This is a genomic window from Pseudomonas sp. JAI120, from assembly GCF_014207255.1.
In the GTDB taxonomy this organism is placed as follows: Bacteria; Pseudomonadota; Gammaproteobacteria; order Pseudomonadales; family Pseudomonadaceae; genus Aquipseudomonas.
Genome location: NZ_JACHCZ010000001.1, coordinates 1,757,657 through 1,773,167 on the forward strand (window position 1 = coordinate 1,757,657; position 15,511 = coordinate 1,773,167).

A 15,511-nucleotide genomic window follows, 5' to 3' on the forward strand; every position below is an offset into this window, starting at 1 on the left:
CAGTGAGTGTTCTCGTTATAAGTCTCGACACTTTTCGTGACAAGCCGCTTTTTGCCGACCATGAGCCAAACCGAACCGCTAGACCAAGATCCCGTGTTCCAGCTGAAAGGCAGCATGCTCGCCATCACCGTGCTGGAACTGGCCCGCAACGACCTTGACGCCCTGGACCGCCAACTCGCCGCCAAGGTTGCCCTGGCGCCGAATTTCTTCAACAACGCCCCGCTGGTACTGGCCCTGGACAAACTGCCGGCCGGCCAAGGCGCTATCGATCTGCCCGGCCTGATGCGCGTGTGCCGCTCCCATGGCCTGCGGACCCTGGCGATTCGCGCCAGCCGTATCGAAGACATTGCCGCAGCCATCGCAATTGAACTGCCAGTACTGCCGCCCTCCGGCGCCCGTGAGCGTCCGCTTGAACCTTTGGTCGGAGAGGTGACGAAAAAACCGGAAAAACCACCGGAACCGACGATCAAGCCTACAAAGATAATCACTGCGCCCGTACGCGGTGGGCAGCAGATTTACGCCCAGGGCGGCGACCTGGTGGTGATCGCCTCGGTCAGTCCCGGCGCGGAACTTCTCGCCGATGGCAACATCCATGTATACGGCCCGATGCGCGGCCGAGCCCTCGCCGGCATAAAGGGTGATACCAAGGCCCGCATTTTTTGCCAGCAATTGACCGCCGAGCTGGTGTCCATCGCGGGCCAGTACAAGGTTTCAGAAGATTTGCGCCGTGATCCGCTGTGGGGCGCCGCAGTGCAAGTCAGCCTGTCGGGCGATGTGTTGAACATCATCCGTCTTTAACGGATACTGCCGCATTTTCCAAGCATCTCTAGACTCTGATAGCACAGCGAAACCGGCAATACTTGTGTAGGAATGATTGAAAGCTGGCGTTTCCCCTACGGAAACCACATCTTTTTCCTACAAGGGCTGTCCGCCTGCAGCGAGTTCCAAGAGATGTTTTTCAGGGACTGAAAGGTCCTTTTTCCTTAGGGGTGAAACACCTTGGCCAAGATTCTCGTGGTTACATCCGGCAAGGGTGGTGTGGGTAAGACCACCACCAGCGCCGCTATCGGTACCGGCCTCGCACTGCGCGGCCACAAAACAGTCATCGTCGACTTCGACGTCGGTTTGCGTAACCTCGACCTGATCATGGGCTGCGAACGCCGCGTGGTGTACGACTTCGTCAACGTGGTGAACGGTGAAGCCAACCTGCAACAGGCCCTGATCAAGGACAAGCGTCTTGAAAACCTGTATGTACTGGCCGCCAGCCAGACCCGCGACAAAGATGCGCTGACTAAAGAAGGCGTAGGCAAGGTTCTCGCTGAACTGAAGGAAACCTTCGAGTACGTAGTGTGCGACTCGCCGGCAGGTATCGAAACCGGTGCTCACCTGGCGATGTACTTCGCCGATGAAGCCATCGTCGTGACCAACCCGGAAGTGTCTTCGGTACGTGACTCGGACCGCATGCTCGGCCTGTTGGCCAGCAAGTCCCAGCGCGCCGAGAAAGGTGAAGACCCGATCAAGGAGCACCTGCTGCTCACCCGCTACAACCCTGAGCGCGTTAGCAATGGCGAAATGCTCGGTGTTGAAGACGTCAAGGACATCCTCGCCGTGACCCTGCTGGGTGTGATCCCGGAATCCCAGGCAGTCTTGAAGGCTTCCAACCAGGGCGTGCCGGTGATTCTCGACGACCAGAGCGACGCCGGCCAGGCGTACAGCGATGCTGTCGATCGTTTGCTGGGCAAGTCCGTGGAACATCGCTTCCTCGATGTAAAGAAGAAGGGATTCTTCGAGCGTATCTTTGGAGGCAACTAAACAATGAAATTTCTCGACTTCTTTCGCGCCAACAAAAAGCCAAGCACCGCGTCGGTCGCGAAAGAGCGTCTACAGATCATCGTGGCGCACGAACGCGGCCAACGCAGCACCCCGGATTACCTGCCAGCCTTGCAGAAGGAACTGGTCGAGGTGATCCGCAAGTACGTCAATATCGGCAACGATGACGTGCATGTCGCCCTTGAAAACGACGGCAGCTGCTCGATTCTGGAACTCAATATCACCCTGCCTGATCGTTGATCGAACAGGCGGCCGCCACGGCGGCTCGGTCACCTTGATCCCTTTGCGGGAACCGGGTGGTCGAGCCGCCGTTGGCGTTTGTTACGAGGCTGTTTAATGCCGCTGTCCACTATTCATATCCTGCATCAGGACGACGCTGTCCTGGTGGTGAACAAACCGACCCTGCTGCTCTCGGTGCCTGGCCGCGCCGATGACAACAAGGACTGCCTGATCACCCGCCTGCAGGAAAACGGCTACCCCGAAGCCCGCATCGTCCATCGCCTGGACTGGGAAACCTCGGGGATCATCCTGCTGGCCCGGGACGCCGATACCCATCGCGAACTGTCCCGCCAGTTTCACGACCGCGAAACCGAAAAGGCCTACACCGCTTTGGCCTGGGGCCAGCCGGAACTGGACAGCGGCAGCATCGACCTACCCTTGCGCTATGACCCGCCGACCAAGCCGCGTCATGTGGTGGACCACGAGTTCGGCAAGCACGCGCTGACCTTCTGGAAAGTGCTGGAACGCTGTGGCGACTGGTGCCGCGTCGAGCTGACGCCGATCACCGGGCGCTCGCACCAGTTGCGTGTGCACATGCTATCCATCGGCCATCCGTTGCTGGGTGATGGTTTGTATGCCCACGAACAGGCCCTGGCTGCGTGGCCGCGCCTGTGCCTGCATGCGAGCATGCTGAGCTTCACTCACCCGCAAAGCGGCGAGCGCTTGCGCTTTGAGTGCCCTGCACCGTTCTAAAGCTGTAAATACAGTAAATGTGGGAGGGGCGGTGCACTTCTCGCCCTCGAACGGTAAACTCCGCGCATTGCTGTCTGGAGCTATTTATGCGCGAAGCGTTGAATCAAGGCCTGATCGATTTCCTCAAGGCCTCCCCTACTCCTTTTCATGCCACAGCCGCCCTGGCCCAGCGCCTGGAAGCGGCCGGTTTCCAGCGCCTCGACGAGCGCGAGACCTGGGCCACCGAAGCCAACGGTCGCTACTACGTGACCCGCAACGACTCCTCGATCATCGCCTTCAAGCTCGGCCGCCACTCGCCGCTGCAAGGCGGGATTCGCCTGGTCGGCGCCCATACCGACAGCCCGTGCCTGCGGGTCAAGCCCCAGCCTGAGCTGCAGCGCCAGGGTTTCTGGCAACTGGGCGTGGAAGTCTACGGCGGCGCGCTGCTGGCGCCGTGGTTCGACCGCGACCTGTCCTTGGCCGGCCGCGTCACCTTCCGCCGTGACGGCAAGGTCGAAAGCCAGCTGATCGACTTCAAGCTGCCCATCGCCATCATCCCCAACCTGGCCATTCACCTGAACCGTGAAGCCAACCAGGGCTGGGCGATCAATGCCCAGACCGAGTTGCCGCCGATCCTCGCGCAATTTGCCGGTGATGAGCGCGTGGACTTCCGTGCCGTGCTCACCGAGCAGCTTGCACGGGAGCATGGGCTCAACGCCGATGTGGTACTCGACTACGAGTTGAGCTTCTACGACACCCAGGGCGCCGCCGTGATCGGCCTCAATGGCGACTTCATCGCCGGCGCACGCCTCGACAACCTGCTGTCGTGCTACGCCGGTCTGCAAGCCCTGCTCACCAGCGAGAGCGACGAAACCTGCGTGCTGGTGTGCAACGACCACGAGGAAGTCGGTTCCTGCTCGGCCTGCGGTGCCGATGGCCCGATGCTGGAACAGACCCTGCGTCGCCTGCTGCCCGAAGGTGATGAATTCGTACGCACCATCCAGAAATCCTTGCTGGTGTCGGCGGACAATGCCCACGGCGTACACCCGAATTATGCCGACAAGCACGACGCCAACCACGGCCCCAAGCTCAATGCCGGCCCGGTGATCAAGGTCAACAGCAACCAGCGCTACGCCACCAACAGCGAAACCGCCGGGTTCTTCCGCCACCTGTGCATGGCCGAAGAAGTGCCGGTGCAGAGCTTTGTGGTGCGCAGCGACATGGGCTGCGGCTCAACCATCGGCCCGATCACTGCCAGCCACCTGGGTGTGCGTACGGTGGACATCGGTTTGCCGACGTTTGCCATGCACTCCATTCGTGAACTGTGCGGCAGCCATGACCTGGCGCATTTGGTGAGGGTGTTGGGCGCGTTCTACGCCAGCCACGACCTGCCCTGATCAAACCTCCTGTAGGCGCTGGCTTGCCAGCGCCTACAGGAAATCCAACCTGACACATATCAACGCCACCTTCTGCAATCCGACCTAGACTTGTCAGTATTCCCAATCCGACAAGGCCGTCGTCCCATGATCTCCATGTCCTCTTTCCACGCCATGCTTATCCCTATTCTGATCGGCATGATCATGCTCGCCGTCGGCTTCAACTTCCGCGACAAGCCCCTGGGCGTATTCGGCATGTGGATCGGTATGCTGCTGATCCTGGGCACCGTGGTGTACAAGATCCTCGCCAAACTGGCCGAATGACGATTGCACTCGTACACTCGCTCAACCCGTCGTTTTCAAGGTTGACCGCCTCGTGCTTTCCCGTCTGTTTGCCCTGCCCTGCTGTTTCCTGATCGCCCTGCTCACGCTGCTGCCGCTCTCGCCCGCCCAAGCGGTGGGCTTGCCCGGGCTGCTCAGCACCAACAAGACCCAACCCCACGCCGAAGTGCCGCTGGGGCAGTCGCTGGACGAGGTGATCAAGACCCTGGAAAACGACCAGCAGCGCACCCAGTTGCTGAGCGACTTGAAGAAGCTGCGGGCCGCCACCCAGAAAGCCCAGCCCGCCGCCGAACAAGGCGTTCTCGGGCTGATCGGCAGCACGCTGTCGGGCCTGGAGCAGCAGTTCTCCGGCGCCGACAGCCCGCTGGGGCGCTGGTCGAATGAAATCGACCTGGCCAAGGATGAACTCAGCGCGTTGATGCTGCCGGCCAGCGAATGGCTGCCGATCATTTTCGGCTTTGCCATGATCCTCGCCGTGTGGAGCCTGCTTGCCGCCATGTTGATCTGGCTGAGCCACCGGGTACGCGAGCGCTTCGGCCTGCCCGAGGAGTTGCCGCAACACCCGCGTACCTGGGACATGCTGCGCTTCGCCCTGCGTAAGCTGGGGCCCTGGCTGATCGCGCTGGTGATCACGGTGTACCTGAGCTACGCGCTGCCCTCGTCCCTGGGCAAATCCCTGGCAATGGTGCTGGCTTACGCCTTGGTGGTCGGTACCTGTTTCTCGGCAATCTGTGTGATTGCCTTCTCCGTGCTTGACGGCCCGCACCGCCATCGCGCCCTATATATCCTGCGCCGTCAGGCGTTCCGCCCGCTGTGGTGGATCGGCAGCTTTGCCGCCTTTGGTGAAGCCTTGAGTGATCCACGCTTGGTAACCGCGCTCGGCCAGCACCTGGCCCACACGGCGGCCACGGTCGCCAATGTGATGGCCGCACTGTCCACCGGCGTGTTTATCCTGCGTTTCCGGCGGCCGATCGCCCACCTGATCCGCAACCAGCCACTGTCGCGCCGCCTGACCCGCCGCGCCCTCAGCGACACGATCGAGATCATCGGCACCTTCTGGTACATCCCGGCCCTGCTGTTGGTGGGTATCTCGCTGTTCGCCACCTTCGTCTCCGCCGGCGACACCAGCACCGCCCTGCGCCAGTCGCTGTTGTGCACCGTGTTGCTGGTGTTGTGCATGGTGATCAACGGCCTGGTGCGTCGCCATGCGCTCAAGCCGCAACGTGGGCACAAGCGCCATGCGCTGTACTCCGAGCGCCTGAAAAGCTTCGTCTACACCCTCGCCCACCTGGTGGTGTGGCTGGTGTTTATCGAACTGGGGCTGCGGGTGTGGGGCCTGTCGCTGATTCGCTTTACCGAAGGCGATGGCCATGAAATCAGCGTCAAGCTGTTTGGCCTGGGCGGCACGCTGCTATTTGCCTGGCTGATCTGGATCCTCAGCGACACCGCGATCCATCACGCCCTGACCCGCTCGCGCAAAGGCCTGGCCAATGCACGTGCGCAGACGATGATGCCGTTGATCCGCAACGTGCTGTTCGTCACCATCTTTATCATCGCCGCCATCGTCGCCCTGGCGAACATGGGCATGAACGTCACGCCACTGCTGGCCGGTGCCGGTGTGATCGGCCTGGCTATCGGTTTTGGCGCACAGTCGCTGGTGGCCGACTTGATCACCGGCCTGTTCATCATCATCGAAGACTCCCTGGCGATTGATGACTACGTGGACGTCGGCGGCCACCTCGGCACCGTCGAAGGCCTGACCATCCGCACCGTGCGCCTGCGCGACATTGACGGCATCGTGCACACCATCCCGTTCAGCGAGATCAAGAGCATCAAGAACTACTCGCGGGAGTTCGGCTACGCGATCTTCCGGGTGGCAATCCCCTACAACATGGAAATCGACGACGCGATCAAGCTGATGCGCGATGTCGGTCAGAAGATGCGCAACGACCCGCTGCAACGCCGCAATATCTGGTCGCCGCTGGAGATCCAGGGCGTGGAAAGCTTCGAATCCGGCAGCGCGATCCTGCGCGCGCGGTTCAAAACGGCGCCGATCAAGCAGTGGGAAGTGTCGCGGGCGTTCAACTTGTCACTGAAACGGCATCTGGATGAAGCCGGGCTGGACCTGGCCACGCCGCGCTTGAGTGTGCAGGTGGTGACGGGGGCTGCGGGGGGATTGGAGAAGGGCAAGAACGCGTAAGGTCATGACGAATGTGATGAGCTTGTTGTGGCGAGCGGGCTTGCCACAACAGGCCCGCCCACCACAACAGGCCGGCCTACTGCAGGTTTTGCGTCAGGCCAGTGCAGCGCCGTCCATCTTCTGGCGCAGGCTCAACGGGCGCATATCGGTCCAGGTTTCTTCGATGTAGGCCAGGCACTCTTTCTTCAAGCCGCTCTTGCCCACGGTGCGCCAGCCTTCCGGCACGGCCTTGTAGTCGGGCCAAATGGAATACTGTTCTTCATGGTTGACCACTACCTGAAACAGGACGTCGTCGCGGTCGAATACTGAGGTCATTGCTGTTCTCCATCGTTCAAAGGCGGGCTGCGCACCACGCGCAGCGCTGATATCTGTAGAAACGTACCAACACGCGAAAAAATTAGAGGCTGGCGACGGCTGCCGCCAGCGCGCGCCCGAAGATCTCGGCCACGCGGTCGATTTCTGCGGCGGTGATCACCAGTGGCGGCAGGAAGCGCACCACGCTGCCATGCCGCCCTCCCAGCTCGAGGATCAAGCCGCGCTTGAGGCATTCGCGCTGTACCAGCGGCGCCAGCTGGCGATGCACCGGCGGGTGGCCCTGAATATCCAGGGCGCCGTCCGGGTCCACCAGTTCCACGCCGAGCATCAGCCCGCGCCCGCGAATATCCCCCAGGTGCGGGTAGTCACGCTGCAGGATGCGCAGGTGTTCGCCCAGGCGCTCGCCCATGGCTGTCGCATGGCCGGCCAGGTCGTGCTCCTTGAGGTAGCGCATCACCGCCGAACCGGCCGCCATCGCCATCTGATTGCCACGGAACGTCCCGGCATGCGCGCCCGGCAGCCAGGTGTCGAGCCAGTCGCGATACACCACCACCGCCAACGGCAGGCTGCCGCCGATGGCCTTGGACATCACCACCACATCCGGAATGATGCCGGCGTGTTCGAAGGCAAACATCTTGCCGGTACGGCCGAAACCGCTCTGGATCTCATCGACGATCAAGGCCACACCCGCCTGCTCGGTGATGCGCCGCAGGCCGCGCAGCCAGTCGAGATCGGCCGGGATCACCCCGCCCTCGCCCTGCACCACTTCGACAATCACCGCCGCCGGCAGCAGTACCCCGGCTTCCGGATCGTTGAGCAGGTTTTCCAGGTAATGCAGGTTGACCCGCACGCCTTCTGCACCGCCCAGACCGAACGGGCACCGGTAGTCGTAAGGAAATGGCAAAAACTGCACGCCATTGCCGAGCAAGGCGCCCAAGGGTTTTTTCGGCCCCAGGCTGCCCATCAGGCTCAACGCGCCCTGGCTCATGCCGTGATAACCGCCCTGGAACGACAGCACCGTGCTGCGGCCCGTGGCAGTGCGCACCAGTTTCAATGCCGCTTCCACCGCGTCGGTACCGGTGGGGCCGCAGAACTGGATCCTGGCTTCCCGCGCCAACTCCGCCGGCAGCAGGCCGAACAGGTCCTGCACGAACTGGTCCTTGACCGGCGTGGTCAGGTCCAGGGTGTGCAACGGCAATTCGTCGCTCAGCACTTGCTGGATGGCTTGGATCACGACCGGGTGGTTGTGCCCCAACGCCAGGGTGCCGGCGCCGGCCAGGCAGTCGATGAAGCTGCGGCCTTCCACATCTTCCACGTAGATCCCCTTGGCGCGCTTGAGCGCCAGGGGGATGCGCCGTGGGTAACTGCGGGCGTTGGATTCCTGCTGGCGCTGGCGGGCCAGCAGCGGGCTTTCGTCGAACTGATAAAGCGTTTCATGCACCTGGGTATCTTCGATACGGCTGGTAGCGACTGACATCTCTCGATCCCTCAATACGCGGATAATGGTGACCAAACTGCCGATCCGTTGGCGTCTGGCCCAAGGGCATGCGCACGGATTTCCTGTTCTGGAAACGCACCAGCGATAAGAGGATTTAGGGGGCAGTGATTGTTGACTGATGGATGAGATCAAAGTCCGCGGTATTTTTCATTCAAGGCATACAGGATCGCGCAGGTCTCTGCATCCAGCACGCCAGAATAATCCCGCGCCCGAAAGTGCATCTGAAACGCCCGGGTACGCTGCTCGAACGCCTGGCGATTCTGCGCCGGCTTATAGCCATAGCGCTGAAATGCCCGTTCCACCTCCACTTCAGGCGGCAACCCGACACAGAACCGGCGCTGGTACATGGCCCGCGTCGACTCATCGAACCACGCTCCCACTCCCGCCTCGAACAAACCGCGCCACGGCAGGCGCGGCCCCGGATCGCTCTTGCGCCAGTACGCCACGTCGGAATGCCCGAGAATATCGGCCGGGCCGATCTGCGGATAACGCCCAAGGATGTCGCGAAGCAACGCAATCAACACCGCCACCTGCTCCTGGCAGTACGCTGGAAAGGTGAATACGCCCCCGTCATCCCGGGCCAGGTTGACGATTTCGATGCCGATCGCCCGACTGTTGAGGTTATCGCGCCCGGCCCAATAACTCGCTCCGGCATGCCAGGCGCGCTGGTTTTCGTGCACCAGGCGAAACACGCGCAACTCGTCATACCCGGCGGCACGGTAGCCGGGCTCATCGGGATCAGGCAGCAGGTAATGAGCGCTGACCCCGTTCCGGGTCAGGGTGCGCAAGGAGGAGGCGAAAGGCGCCGCGGTGTAATGCAGGATCACCTGCCGCACGGGTTCACCGTGACGTTCGTTGAAATCCCTGGCTGGGAAACTGGTATCGATGACCAACATAAGAACCGTCCTTTTCAATACAGGCCGAGTCTTTCGGCCCGTTCAAGCGCAAAAAAATTACCGCCATCCTGAAGGGTTGAACTTCAAGCGGGCGGTAACTATTTGGCACATGAGAAAATGCGGTCAGCGTCGCAACGGCATACCCAGCTCGACGCGCAGGCCATCCACCTGGCTGTCGAACGTCAACGAGCAGGAACAGCGCTGCACGATCGCCTGCACGATCGCCAGGCCCAGGCCACAGCCCTCGCTGTTGCCATTGCGCCAGAAACGTTGGGTGAGGTATTGCAGGTCTTCGGGGGAAATCTGCTTGCCGTGGTCGCGCACGCGGAAGATCACTTGATCGGTGGCGGTGAACACACTGAGTTCCACTCGTGTGTCTGCGGGCGTGTGGCGCAGGGCGTTGTCCAGCAGGTTGCGCAGGGCCGCGACCGCCAGGCCCACCGGCATGTCCACCGGGGTTTCGCTGAGGTTGTCCGCCAGGTTCAGGTCGATACGCGCATTGTCGCCGGCATTCGCGTCCTGGATCGCCAGCCGCGCCACTTCCTCGGCGCTGGACTGCAAGCCATCGTCGAACGACAGGCTGCCTTCCACTCGCGCCAACAGCAGCAATTGCTCCAGGGTGCGATGCAAGCGGTCGGCGCCCTCCTCGGCATGGGCCAGGGACTGGTCGCGGGCCGCGCCTTCGGTCATACGCGCCACTTGCAGGTGGGTCTTGATCGCCGTCAACGGGCTGCGCAACTCGTGGGCAGCGTCACCGGTGAGGCGGCGTTCGCGTTCGATGGTCTTGGCGATGCGTTGCAACAGTTGGTTCTGGGTGTCGAGCAGCGGCTTGAGTTCACTGGGCAGCGGGTGGATCTGCAACGGTTCGAGGGAGTCGGCACTGCGGCGCATCAGCGCGTCACGCATGCGGTTGAGCGGCAGCAGGCTCTGGCCGATGCCCAGCCACAACAGGCACAGGCAACCAAGCATTGCCACGCCCACCGGCACCGAGGCGGCGAGCAGGATCGACAGGTTCAGGGCCTCGCGCTCCACCTGACGGTCGGCGGTGGTGATCAACAGGTCGCCACGGGACAGGGTAAAACTGCGCCAGCCCACACCGTCGATGACCTGGTCACGAAAGCCGCTCTTGCGCGACTCCAGGCCCTCATCCGGCGTGGTATGGCTGCGGGCGAGGATTTCCCCGCGCAAGGAGCTGACCTGGCACGCCATACCCCCCGGTACATTGAGTTGCTCGGCACTGAAATGCGCGCCGCCGCTCACACTGGCCAGGCCCGGCATCTGCTCGGTCAGGCCCGCCACCATGCGCGCCGATGCCACCAAACGCTGGTCGAGGGAGAACATCATCTGGTTGCGCAGGTCGTTGAGCATCCAGGCCGCCGCCAGGGCCCAGATCAGCACAAACGCGGCGCCGAGCTTGAACGTCAGGCGCAGGCGCAGGCTTTTCACGAAGCATTCTCTCCATCATCTGCCGGGCCGAGGCGATAACCCAGGCCGCGCACGGTCTCGACGATGCCGTTGCCCAATTTGCGCCGCAGGTGATGGATATGCACGTTGAGGGCGTTGCTTTCCAATTCATCGTTGAAGCCGTAGACGCTGTCCTTGAGTTGTTCGCTGGACAGCACCCGACCTTTGTTATGCAGCAAGGCCTGCAACAGCGCCTGTTCACGCCGGGACAGGTCCACCGGCTGGCCCCCCAGCAGGGTTTCGCGGCTGCTCGGGTCGTAGGTCAACCGGCCGTGCTCGATCAGGTTGACACTGCGCCCCGCCATCCGGCGCAACAGGGTTTGCAGGCGTGCGGCCAATTCGCGCAGGTCGAAGGGTTTGAGCAGGTAGTCATCGGCACCGGCTTGCAGGCCGTCGACGCGGTTGGTCACCGAATCCCGCGCGGTGAGGATCAGCACCGGAATCTCCAGGCCCTGGCTGCGCAGTTGCTGCAGCAGCTTGAGGCCGTCTTCGTCGGGCAGGCCGAGGTCGAGCACCATAATGTCGAAGGTCGCCGCCTTGAGCATCGCCCGTGCAGCCGCCGCCGTGGCCACGCGCTCGACTGTAAAGCCCTGGGCACCGAGGCCGGCCACGATGCCGCTGGCGATCAGTTCGTCGTCTTCACAGACCAGTACGTGCATGGTGAACCCTTCATGAAAGATGGGGTGATTAAAAGTGCAGCGGATTAAGCGCAGATTATGCCGTGAAAAGATGCAAGCTCAGATATTCCCTACACTTTAGAATAGCGCCCGGTTAATCATCGGTTAATCAACGCCACACATTGTGTGCCTCACTTGCATCGAACTAAGGCTTGACCATGCGGCATCTGTTTACCTTTCTGCTGGTGTTATTCGCAGGGTTCGCCCAGGCCGCGCCGGGCAATCCGTTTGAGACCAAACCCGATTTCCTCCCGGTGGGCAAGGCTTTCACCTTTACCTCCGAACGTCTTGAAAGTGGCGAGACCCAGCTGTATTGGCAGATTGCCGACGGTTATTACCTGTACAAGCAGCGCATGAAGTTCGATGGCCTGGCCGAAAAACCCGCGCTGCCCCAGGGCGAAGCCCATAGCGATGAGTTCTTTGGCGAGCAGGAAGTGTATCGCCAGGGCCTGGAAGTGAAGATTCCCGCCGGTACCACCGGCCAGGTCAAGCTGGGCTGGCAGGGCTGCGCCGATGCGGGCCTGTGCTATCCGCCGCAGTCGATCACCGTGGACCTGGGCGGCAACCCGGCCGTCGCCGCGACCGCCCAAGCCCAGGACCAGAGCCTGGCCAGCGGCTTGCAGCAGCGCAGCCTGGGCTGGAGCCTGCTGGTGTTCTTTGGCCTGGGCCTGCTGTTGGCATTTGCACCGTGTTCGTTGCCGATGCTGCCGATTCTCGCCGGCCTGGTGGTGGGCAGTGGCGCCAGCCCACGTCGCGGCTTTGCCCTGGCCAGCAGCTATGTGGTGTGCATGGCGCTGGTGTATGCCGCACTGGGCGTATTGGCCGCGTTGCTTGGCAGCAACCTCGCCGCGCTGCTGCAAACCCCATGGATCCTCGGCAGTTTCGCCGCGTTGTTTGTGATCCTCGCCCTGCCGATGTTCGGCTTTTTTGAACTGCAACTGCCCGTGGCCTTGCGTGACCGCCTGGATAACGTCAGCCGCAACCAAAGCGGCGGCAGCCTGGTCGGCGCCGGGGTGCTCGGCGCCCTCTCCGGCCTGCTGGTGGGGCCTTGCATGACGGCCCCCCTGGCCGGTGCACTGCTCTATATCGCCCAGAGCGGCAATGCCCTGCATGGCGGCCTGATCCTGTTCGCCATGGGCATCGGCATTGGCGTGCCGCTGCTGTTGCTGGTCACCGTGGGCAACCGTTTCCTGCCCAAGCCGGGCACCTGGATGAATGTGCTCAAGGGCATCTTCGGCTTCCTGTTCCTGGCCACCGCCGTGCTGATGATTCGCCCGGTGATCGACGAAAGCCTGTGGCTCGGCTTGTGGGGCGCGCTGGCCATCTCCGTGGCCTATTGCGGCTGGCGCCTGGCCCAGGATTTCGGGCGGGTTGCCATGCTGTTCGGCGCCGGTTCCGTGGTCGTGGGGTTGTGGGGCGGCCTGCTGCTGGTGGGTGCCGCGGGTGGCAGCGATGACCTGTGGCAACCGTTGAAGGTCTACAGCGGCTCGCGGACCACTGCCGCCCCCACCGCCCACGAAGCCTTCATGACCCTCAATGACCCCGCCGTGCTGCAAAGCCAGCTCGACAGCGCCAAGGCCCAGGGCCAATGGGTGCTGGTGGATTACTACGCCGACTGGTGCGTGTCGTGCAAGATCATGGAGAAACAGGTGTTCGGCAAGCCCGAAGTGCTCGACGCGCTGAAGGATGTACGCCTGCTGCGCCTCGACGTCACCGCCGACAATGCCGCCAGCCGCGCACTGCTGGGCCGCTACCAAGTGCCGGGGCCGCCCAGCTTCGTGTGGATCGGCCCAGACGGTGAGGAACGCCGCGCCCAGCGAATCACCGGCGAAGTGGATGCCGCCGCCTTCCTGCAACGCTGGACTCAAGCCCGGGACGCCCTCTGATGCTGACCCTGACCATCGGCACCTTCGCCATCGCCCTGAATCACATCCTGCTGATCAGCGCGTTGATTCTCGCCACCCTGGTGGGTTGGCGCGTGGCCAAGCGTGGCGGTGAGAATCCGGAATCGGTGCTGTTCAGCCTGTTCCTGCTGGGCATGCTGGCGGCGCGCGTCAGCTTTGTACTGATGTACTGGAGCTACTACAGCAACGACTGGCTGCAGATGGTCGACCTGCGCGACGGCGGTTTTCTCGCCTGGCCCGGTATCGTCGCGCTGATCCTCGGTGCACTGCTCTATGGCTGGCGTCGCCCGGCGCTGCGCAAGCCGCTGAGCGCCGGGGTCATCACCGGGCTGGTGTTCTGGGGCATGACCAGCCTGTCCTTGAGCGTGTATGAAAAAGGCACACGCCTGCCGGACATCACCTTGCGCAACGCCAATGGCGAGGTCGTGCAACTGGCGGATTACCAGGGCGGTCCGCTGGTGATCAACCTGTGGGCCACCTGGTGCCCGCCGTGCCGCCGTGAAATGCCGGTGCTGGAAAGTGCCCAGCGCATGCGCCCGGATGTGACCTTCCTGTTCGTCAACCAGGCCGAGAGCATGCAAAGCGTCAGCACCTACCTGGCCACCCAGGGCCTGAACCTGGACAACGTATTGTTCGACGCCAGCGGCCGCCTCGGCCAGGCAGTGGGCTCCATGGCCCTGCCCACCACGCTGTTCTACCAAGCCGACGGACGCCTGATCAACAGCCATCTGGGCGAGTTGTCCCAGGCCAGCCTGGCCCGCGCCATGGAACCCTTCGACACCGCCCCTGCCGCCACAAGGAAACCGACATGCCTCGCCTCCGCCACCTGCTGACCCTGCTGCCGCTGACACTGGCGGCCACCCTGGCCCAGGCCGAAGACTGGCCGGCACCGATCAAACAGATCGAAGCCAAAGGCGCCAAAATCCTCGGCAAGTTCGACGCCCCCAGCGGCCTCACCGGCTACGCCGCGCAATACCAGAACCGCGGCATGGCCCTGTACCTGACCGCCGACGGCAAGAGCGTAATCGCCGGCAACCTGTACGACGCCCAAGGCAATGACCTGAGCAGCGCGCCCCTGGAAAAACTGGTGTACGCGCCGATGGCCAAGGAAGTCTGGGCCAAGATGGAAAAAAGCAGCTGGATCCAAGACGGCGACAAAAACGCGCCGCGCATCGTCTACCTGTTCAGCGACCCCAACTGCCCGTACTGCAACATGTTCTGGGAACAGGCGCGGCCATGGGTAAAAGCCGGCAAGGTCCAACTGCGCCACATCATGGTCGGCATCATCCGCGAAGACAGCGCCGCCAAGTCGGCCGCCCTGTTCGCCGCCCAAGACCCGCAAAAAGCCCTGGAAGAACACGAAGCTGCCGGCAAGAGCAGCAAATTGCAGGCGCTGGCCAAGATCCCGGCGGATATCGAAGCCAAGCTCGATGCCAATATGAAGTTGATGGATGAGCTGGAACTGTCGGCGACGCCGGCGATTTTCTATCTGGATGACAAGGGCGGGTTGCAGCAACAGCAAGGGGCGCCGTCGCCGGATAAGTTGGTGAAGATTATGGGGCCGAAGTAAGCGGCGCCTGGTCTGACGCCATCGGGGCATGGGTATCTACACAACTTTCAGGCTGAAAAATCTCTTTGTGGTGAGGGAGCTTGTTTCCGTGGCGGCCTTCGGGCCGACCGCTTTTTGGGGTTTGGGTGAGTACATATCCGTTACTGCGGTCACGGCGGCTATGGGTTACGCCCTTACGGCGGGTCACTTTGGAAAAGCCCCAAAGTAACCAAAGGGCTCTTGCCCCACCACTCGGTACCTCGCCTAGGCTCGGTATGCCCGAACGAAGGCTTGAATCCGTGGGCCGCCGTCCTGCCGGGTTACCCACGGATTCAAGCCTGCGCTCGGCCAGCGTGGTTAACGGGGCGCCTAGGATCAAGATCAAAAGCCAGAACAAAAGCAGAACAAAAGCAGAGCAAAAGCAGAGCAAAAGCAGAGCAAAAGCAGAGCAAAAGCAGGCTGAGGTCTACCTGCTGGATGGAGATCCAAATGTGGGAGGGGGCTTGCCC

The 15,511-nt window shown here is 62.4% G+C and carries 15 protein-coding genes; 10 read left to right on the forward strand and 5 right to left on the reverse strand.

Annotated features, from left to right (window positions below; all coding sequences use genetic code 11):
* The first annotated feature begins 60 nt into the window (after positions 1-60).
* The 7 genes from minC to HDC32_RS08350 all read left to right on the forward strand — a co-directional run bounded on the left by minC (position 61) and on the right by HDC32_RS08350 (position 6,699).
* Entirely contained in the window at positions 61-798 is a 738-nt protein-coding gene (minC, locus tag HDC32_RS08320) for a septum site-determining protein MinC (RefSeq protein WP_131700405.1), read from the forward strand.
* A 201-nt stretch (positions 799-999) separates the two neighbouring features.
* Positions 1,000-1,812, forward strand: a complete 813-nt coding sequence (gene minD, locus HDC32_RS08325; protein WP_092486440.1) for a septum site-determining protein MinD — start codon at positions 1,000-1,002, stop codon at positions 1,810-1,812.
* A 3-nt stretch (positions 1,813-1,815) separates the two neighbouring features.
* Positions 1,816-2,070 (forward strand): cell division topological specificity factor MinE, encoded by a 255-nt coding sequence (gene minE, locus HDC32_RS08330; RefSeq protein ID WP_003175252.1) that lies wholly within the window; start codon positions 1,816-1,818, stop codon positions 2,068-2,070.
* A gap of 96 nt (positions 2,071-2,166) precedes the next feature.
* Positions 2,167-2,802 carry an RluA family pseudouridine synthase gene (locus HDC32_RS08335; RefSeq protein WP_027603908.1) on the forward strand — a complete coding sequence of 212 codons (636 nt, stop codon included), beginning with the start codon at positions 2,167-2,169 and terminating at the stop codon, positions 2,800-2,802.
* An 86-nt stretch (positions 2,803-2,888) separates the two neighbouring features.
* Complete coding sequence (locus HDC32_RS08340; RefSeq protein ID WP_184743498.1) at positions 2,889-4,178, forward strand: M18 family aminopeptidase; 1,290 nt, start codon at positions 2,889-2,891, stop codon at positions 4,176-4,178.
* A gap of 126 nt (positions 4,179-4,304) precedes the next feature.
* Complete coding sequence (locus HDC32_RS08345; protein WP_010208820.1) at positions 4,305-4,481, forward strand: hypothetical protein; 177 nt, start codon at positions 4,305-4,307, stop codon at positions 4,479-4,481.
* A gap of 52 nt (positions 4,482-4,533) precedes the next feature.
* Positions 4,534-6,699, forward strand: coding sequence for a mechanosensitive ion channel family protein (locus HDC32_RS08350; protein WP_145336509.1), 2,166 nt, complete (start codon positions 4,534-4,536; stop codon positions 6,697-6,699).
* A gap of 93 nt (positions 6,700-6,792) precedes the next feature.
* Here HDC32_RS08350 and HDC32_RS08355 read toward each other — a convergent pair whose 3' ends face one another.
* The 5 genes from HDC32_RS08355 to HDC32_RS08375 all read right to left on the reverse strand — a co-directional run bounded on the left by HDC32_RS08355 (position 6,793) and on the right by HDC32_RS08375 (position 11,531).
* Positions 6,793-7,014 carry an MbtH family protein gene (locus tag HDC32_RS08355; protein ID WP_184743501.1) on the reverse strand — a complete coding sequence of 74 codons (222 nt, stop codon included), beginning with the start codon at positions 7,012-7,014 and terminating at the stop codon, positions 6,793-6,795.
* Positions 7,015-7,096: 82 nt separating this feature from the next.
* Positions 7,097-8,491, reverse strand: a complete 1,395-nt coding sequence (locus tag HDC32_RS08360) for an aspartate aminotransferase family protein (RefSeq protein WP_184743504.1) — start codon at positions 8,489-8,491, stop codon at positions 7,097-7,099.
* Positions 8,492-8,640: 149 nt separating this feature from the next.
* On the reverse strand, positions 8,641-9,408 hold the full coding sequence (locus HDC32_RS08365; protein ID WP_184743507.1) for an N-acetylmuramoyl-L-alanine amidase: 768 nt from the start codon (positions 9,406-9,408) through the stop codon (positions 8,641-8,643).
* Between the two features lie 123 nt (positions 9,409-9,531).
* Positions 9,532-10,854, reverse strand: coding sequence for an ATP-binding protein (locus HDC32_RS08370; RefSeq protein ID WP_184743510.1), 1,323 nt, complete (start codon positions 10,852-10,854; stop codon positions 9,532-9,534).
* Complete coding sequence (locus HDC32_RS08375) at positions 10,851-11,531, reverse strand: response regulator (RefSeq protein ID WP_065927228.1); 681 nt, start codon at positions 11,529-11,531, stop codon at positions 10,851-10,853. Before HDC32_RS08375 ends, HDC32_RS08370 begins: the two co-directional genes overlap by 4 nt.
* A gap of 176 nt (positions 11,532-11,707) precedes the next feature.
* Here HDC32_RS08375 and dsbD point away from each other — a divergent pair, with 176 nt between their 5' ends.
* From dsbD to dsbG, 3 genes are read left to right on the forward strand one after another with little or no spacing between them, the layout of a single operon-like run.
* A complete protein-coding gene (gene dsbD, locus HDC32_RS08380; RefSeq protein WP_131700350.1) occupies positions 11,708-13,435 on the forward strand; it encodes a protein-disulfide reductase DsbD in 1,728 nt (575 codons plus the stop codon).
* A complete protein-coding gene (locus HDC32_RS08385; RefSeq protein WP_131700349.1) occupies positions 13,435-14,286 on the forward strand; it encodes a TlpA disulfide reductase family protein in 852 nt (283 codons plus the stop codon). The genes dsbD and HDC32_RS08385 overlap by 1 nt, the downstream gene beginning before the upstream one ends.
* A complete protein-coding gene (gene dsbG, locus HDC32_RS08390; RefSeq protein WP_184743513.1) occupies positions 14,262-15,023 on the forward strand; it encodes a thiol:disulfide interchange protein DsbG in 762 nt (253 codons plus the stop codon). Before HDC32_RS08385 ends, dsbG begins: the two co-directional genes overlap by 25 nt.
* Positions 15,024-15,511 lie beyond the last annotated feature (488 nt).

Coding starts and splice junctions, on each gene's coding strand:
- minC (WP_131700405.1), top strand. CDS start 61: ATGAGCCAAACCGAACCGCTAGACCAAGATCCCGTGTTCCAGCTGAAA.
- minE (WP_003175252.1), top strand. CDS start 1,816: ATGAAATTTCTCGACTTCTTTCGCGCCAACAAAAAGCCAAGCACCGCG.
- HDC32_RS08335 (WP_027603908.1), top strand. CDS start 2,167: ATGCCGCTGTCCACTATTCATATCCTGCATCAGGACGACGCTGTCCTG.
- HDC32_RS08340 (WP_184743498.1), top strand. CDS start 2,889: ATGCGCGAAGCGTTGAATCAAGGCCTGATCGATTTCCTCAAGGCCTCC.
- HDC32_RS08345 (WP_010208820.1), top strand. CDS start 4,305: ATGATCTCCATGTCCTCTTTCCACGCCATGCTTATCCCTATTCTGATC.
- HDC32_RS08355 (WP_184743501.1), bottom strand. CDS start 7,014: ATGACCTCAGTATTCGACCGCGACGACGTCCTGTTTCAGGTAGTGGTC.
- HDC32_RS08360 (WP_184743504.1), bottom strand. CDS start 8,491: ATGTCAGTCGCTACCAGCCGTATCGAAGATACCCAGGTGCATGAAACG.
- HDC32_RS08365 (WP_184743507.1), bottom strand. CDS start 9,408: ATGTTGGTCATCGATACCAGTTTCCCAGCCAGGGATTTCAACGAACGT.
- HDC32_RS08375 (WP_065927228.1), bottom strand. CDS start 11,531: ATGCACGTACTGGTCTGTGAAGACGACGAACTGATCGCCAGCGGCATC.
- dsbD (WP_131700350.1), top strand. CDS start 11,708: ATGCGGCATCTGTTTACCTTTCTGCTGGTGTTATTCGCAGGGTTCGCC.
- HDC32_RS08385 (WP_131700349.1), top strand. CDS start 13,435: ATGCTGACCCTGACCATCGGCACCTTCGCCATCGCCCTGAATCACATC.
- dsbG (WP_184743513.1), top strand. CDS start 14,262: ATGCCTCGCCTCCGCCACCTGCTGACCCTGCTGCCGCTGACACTGGCG.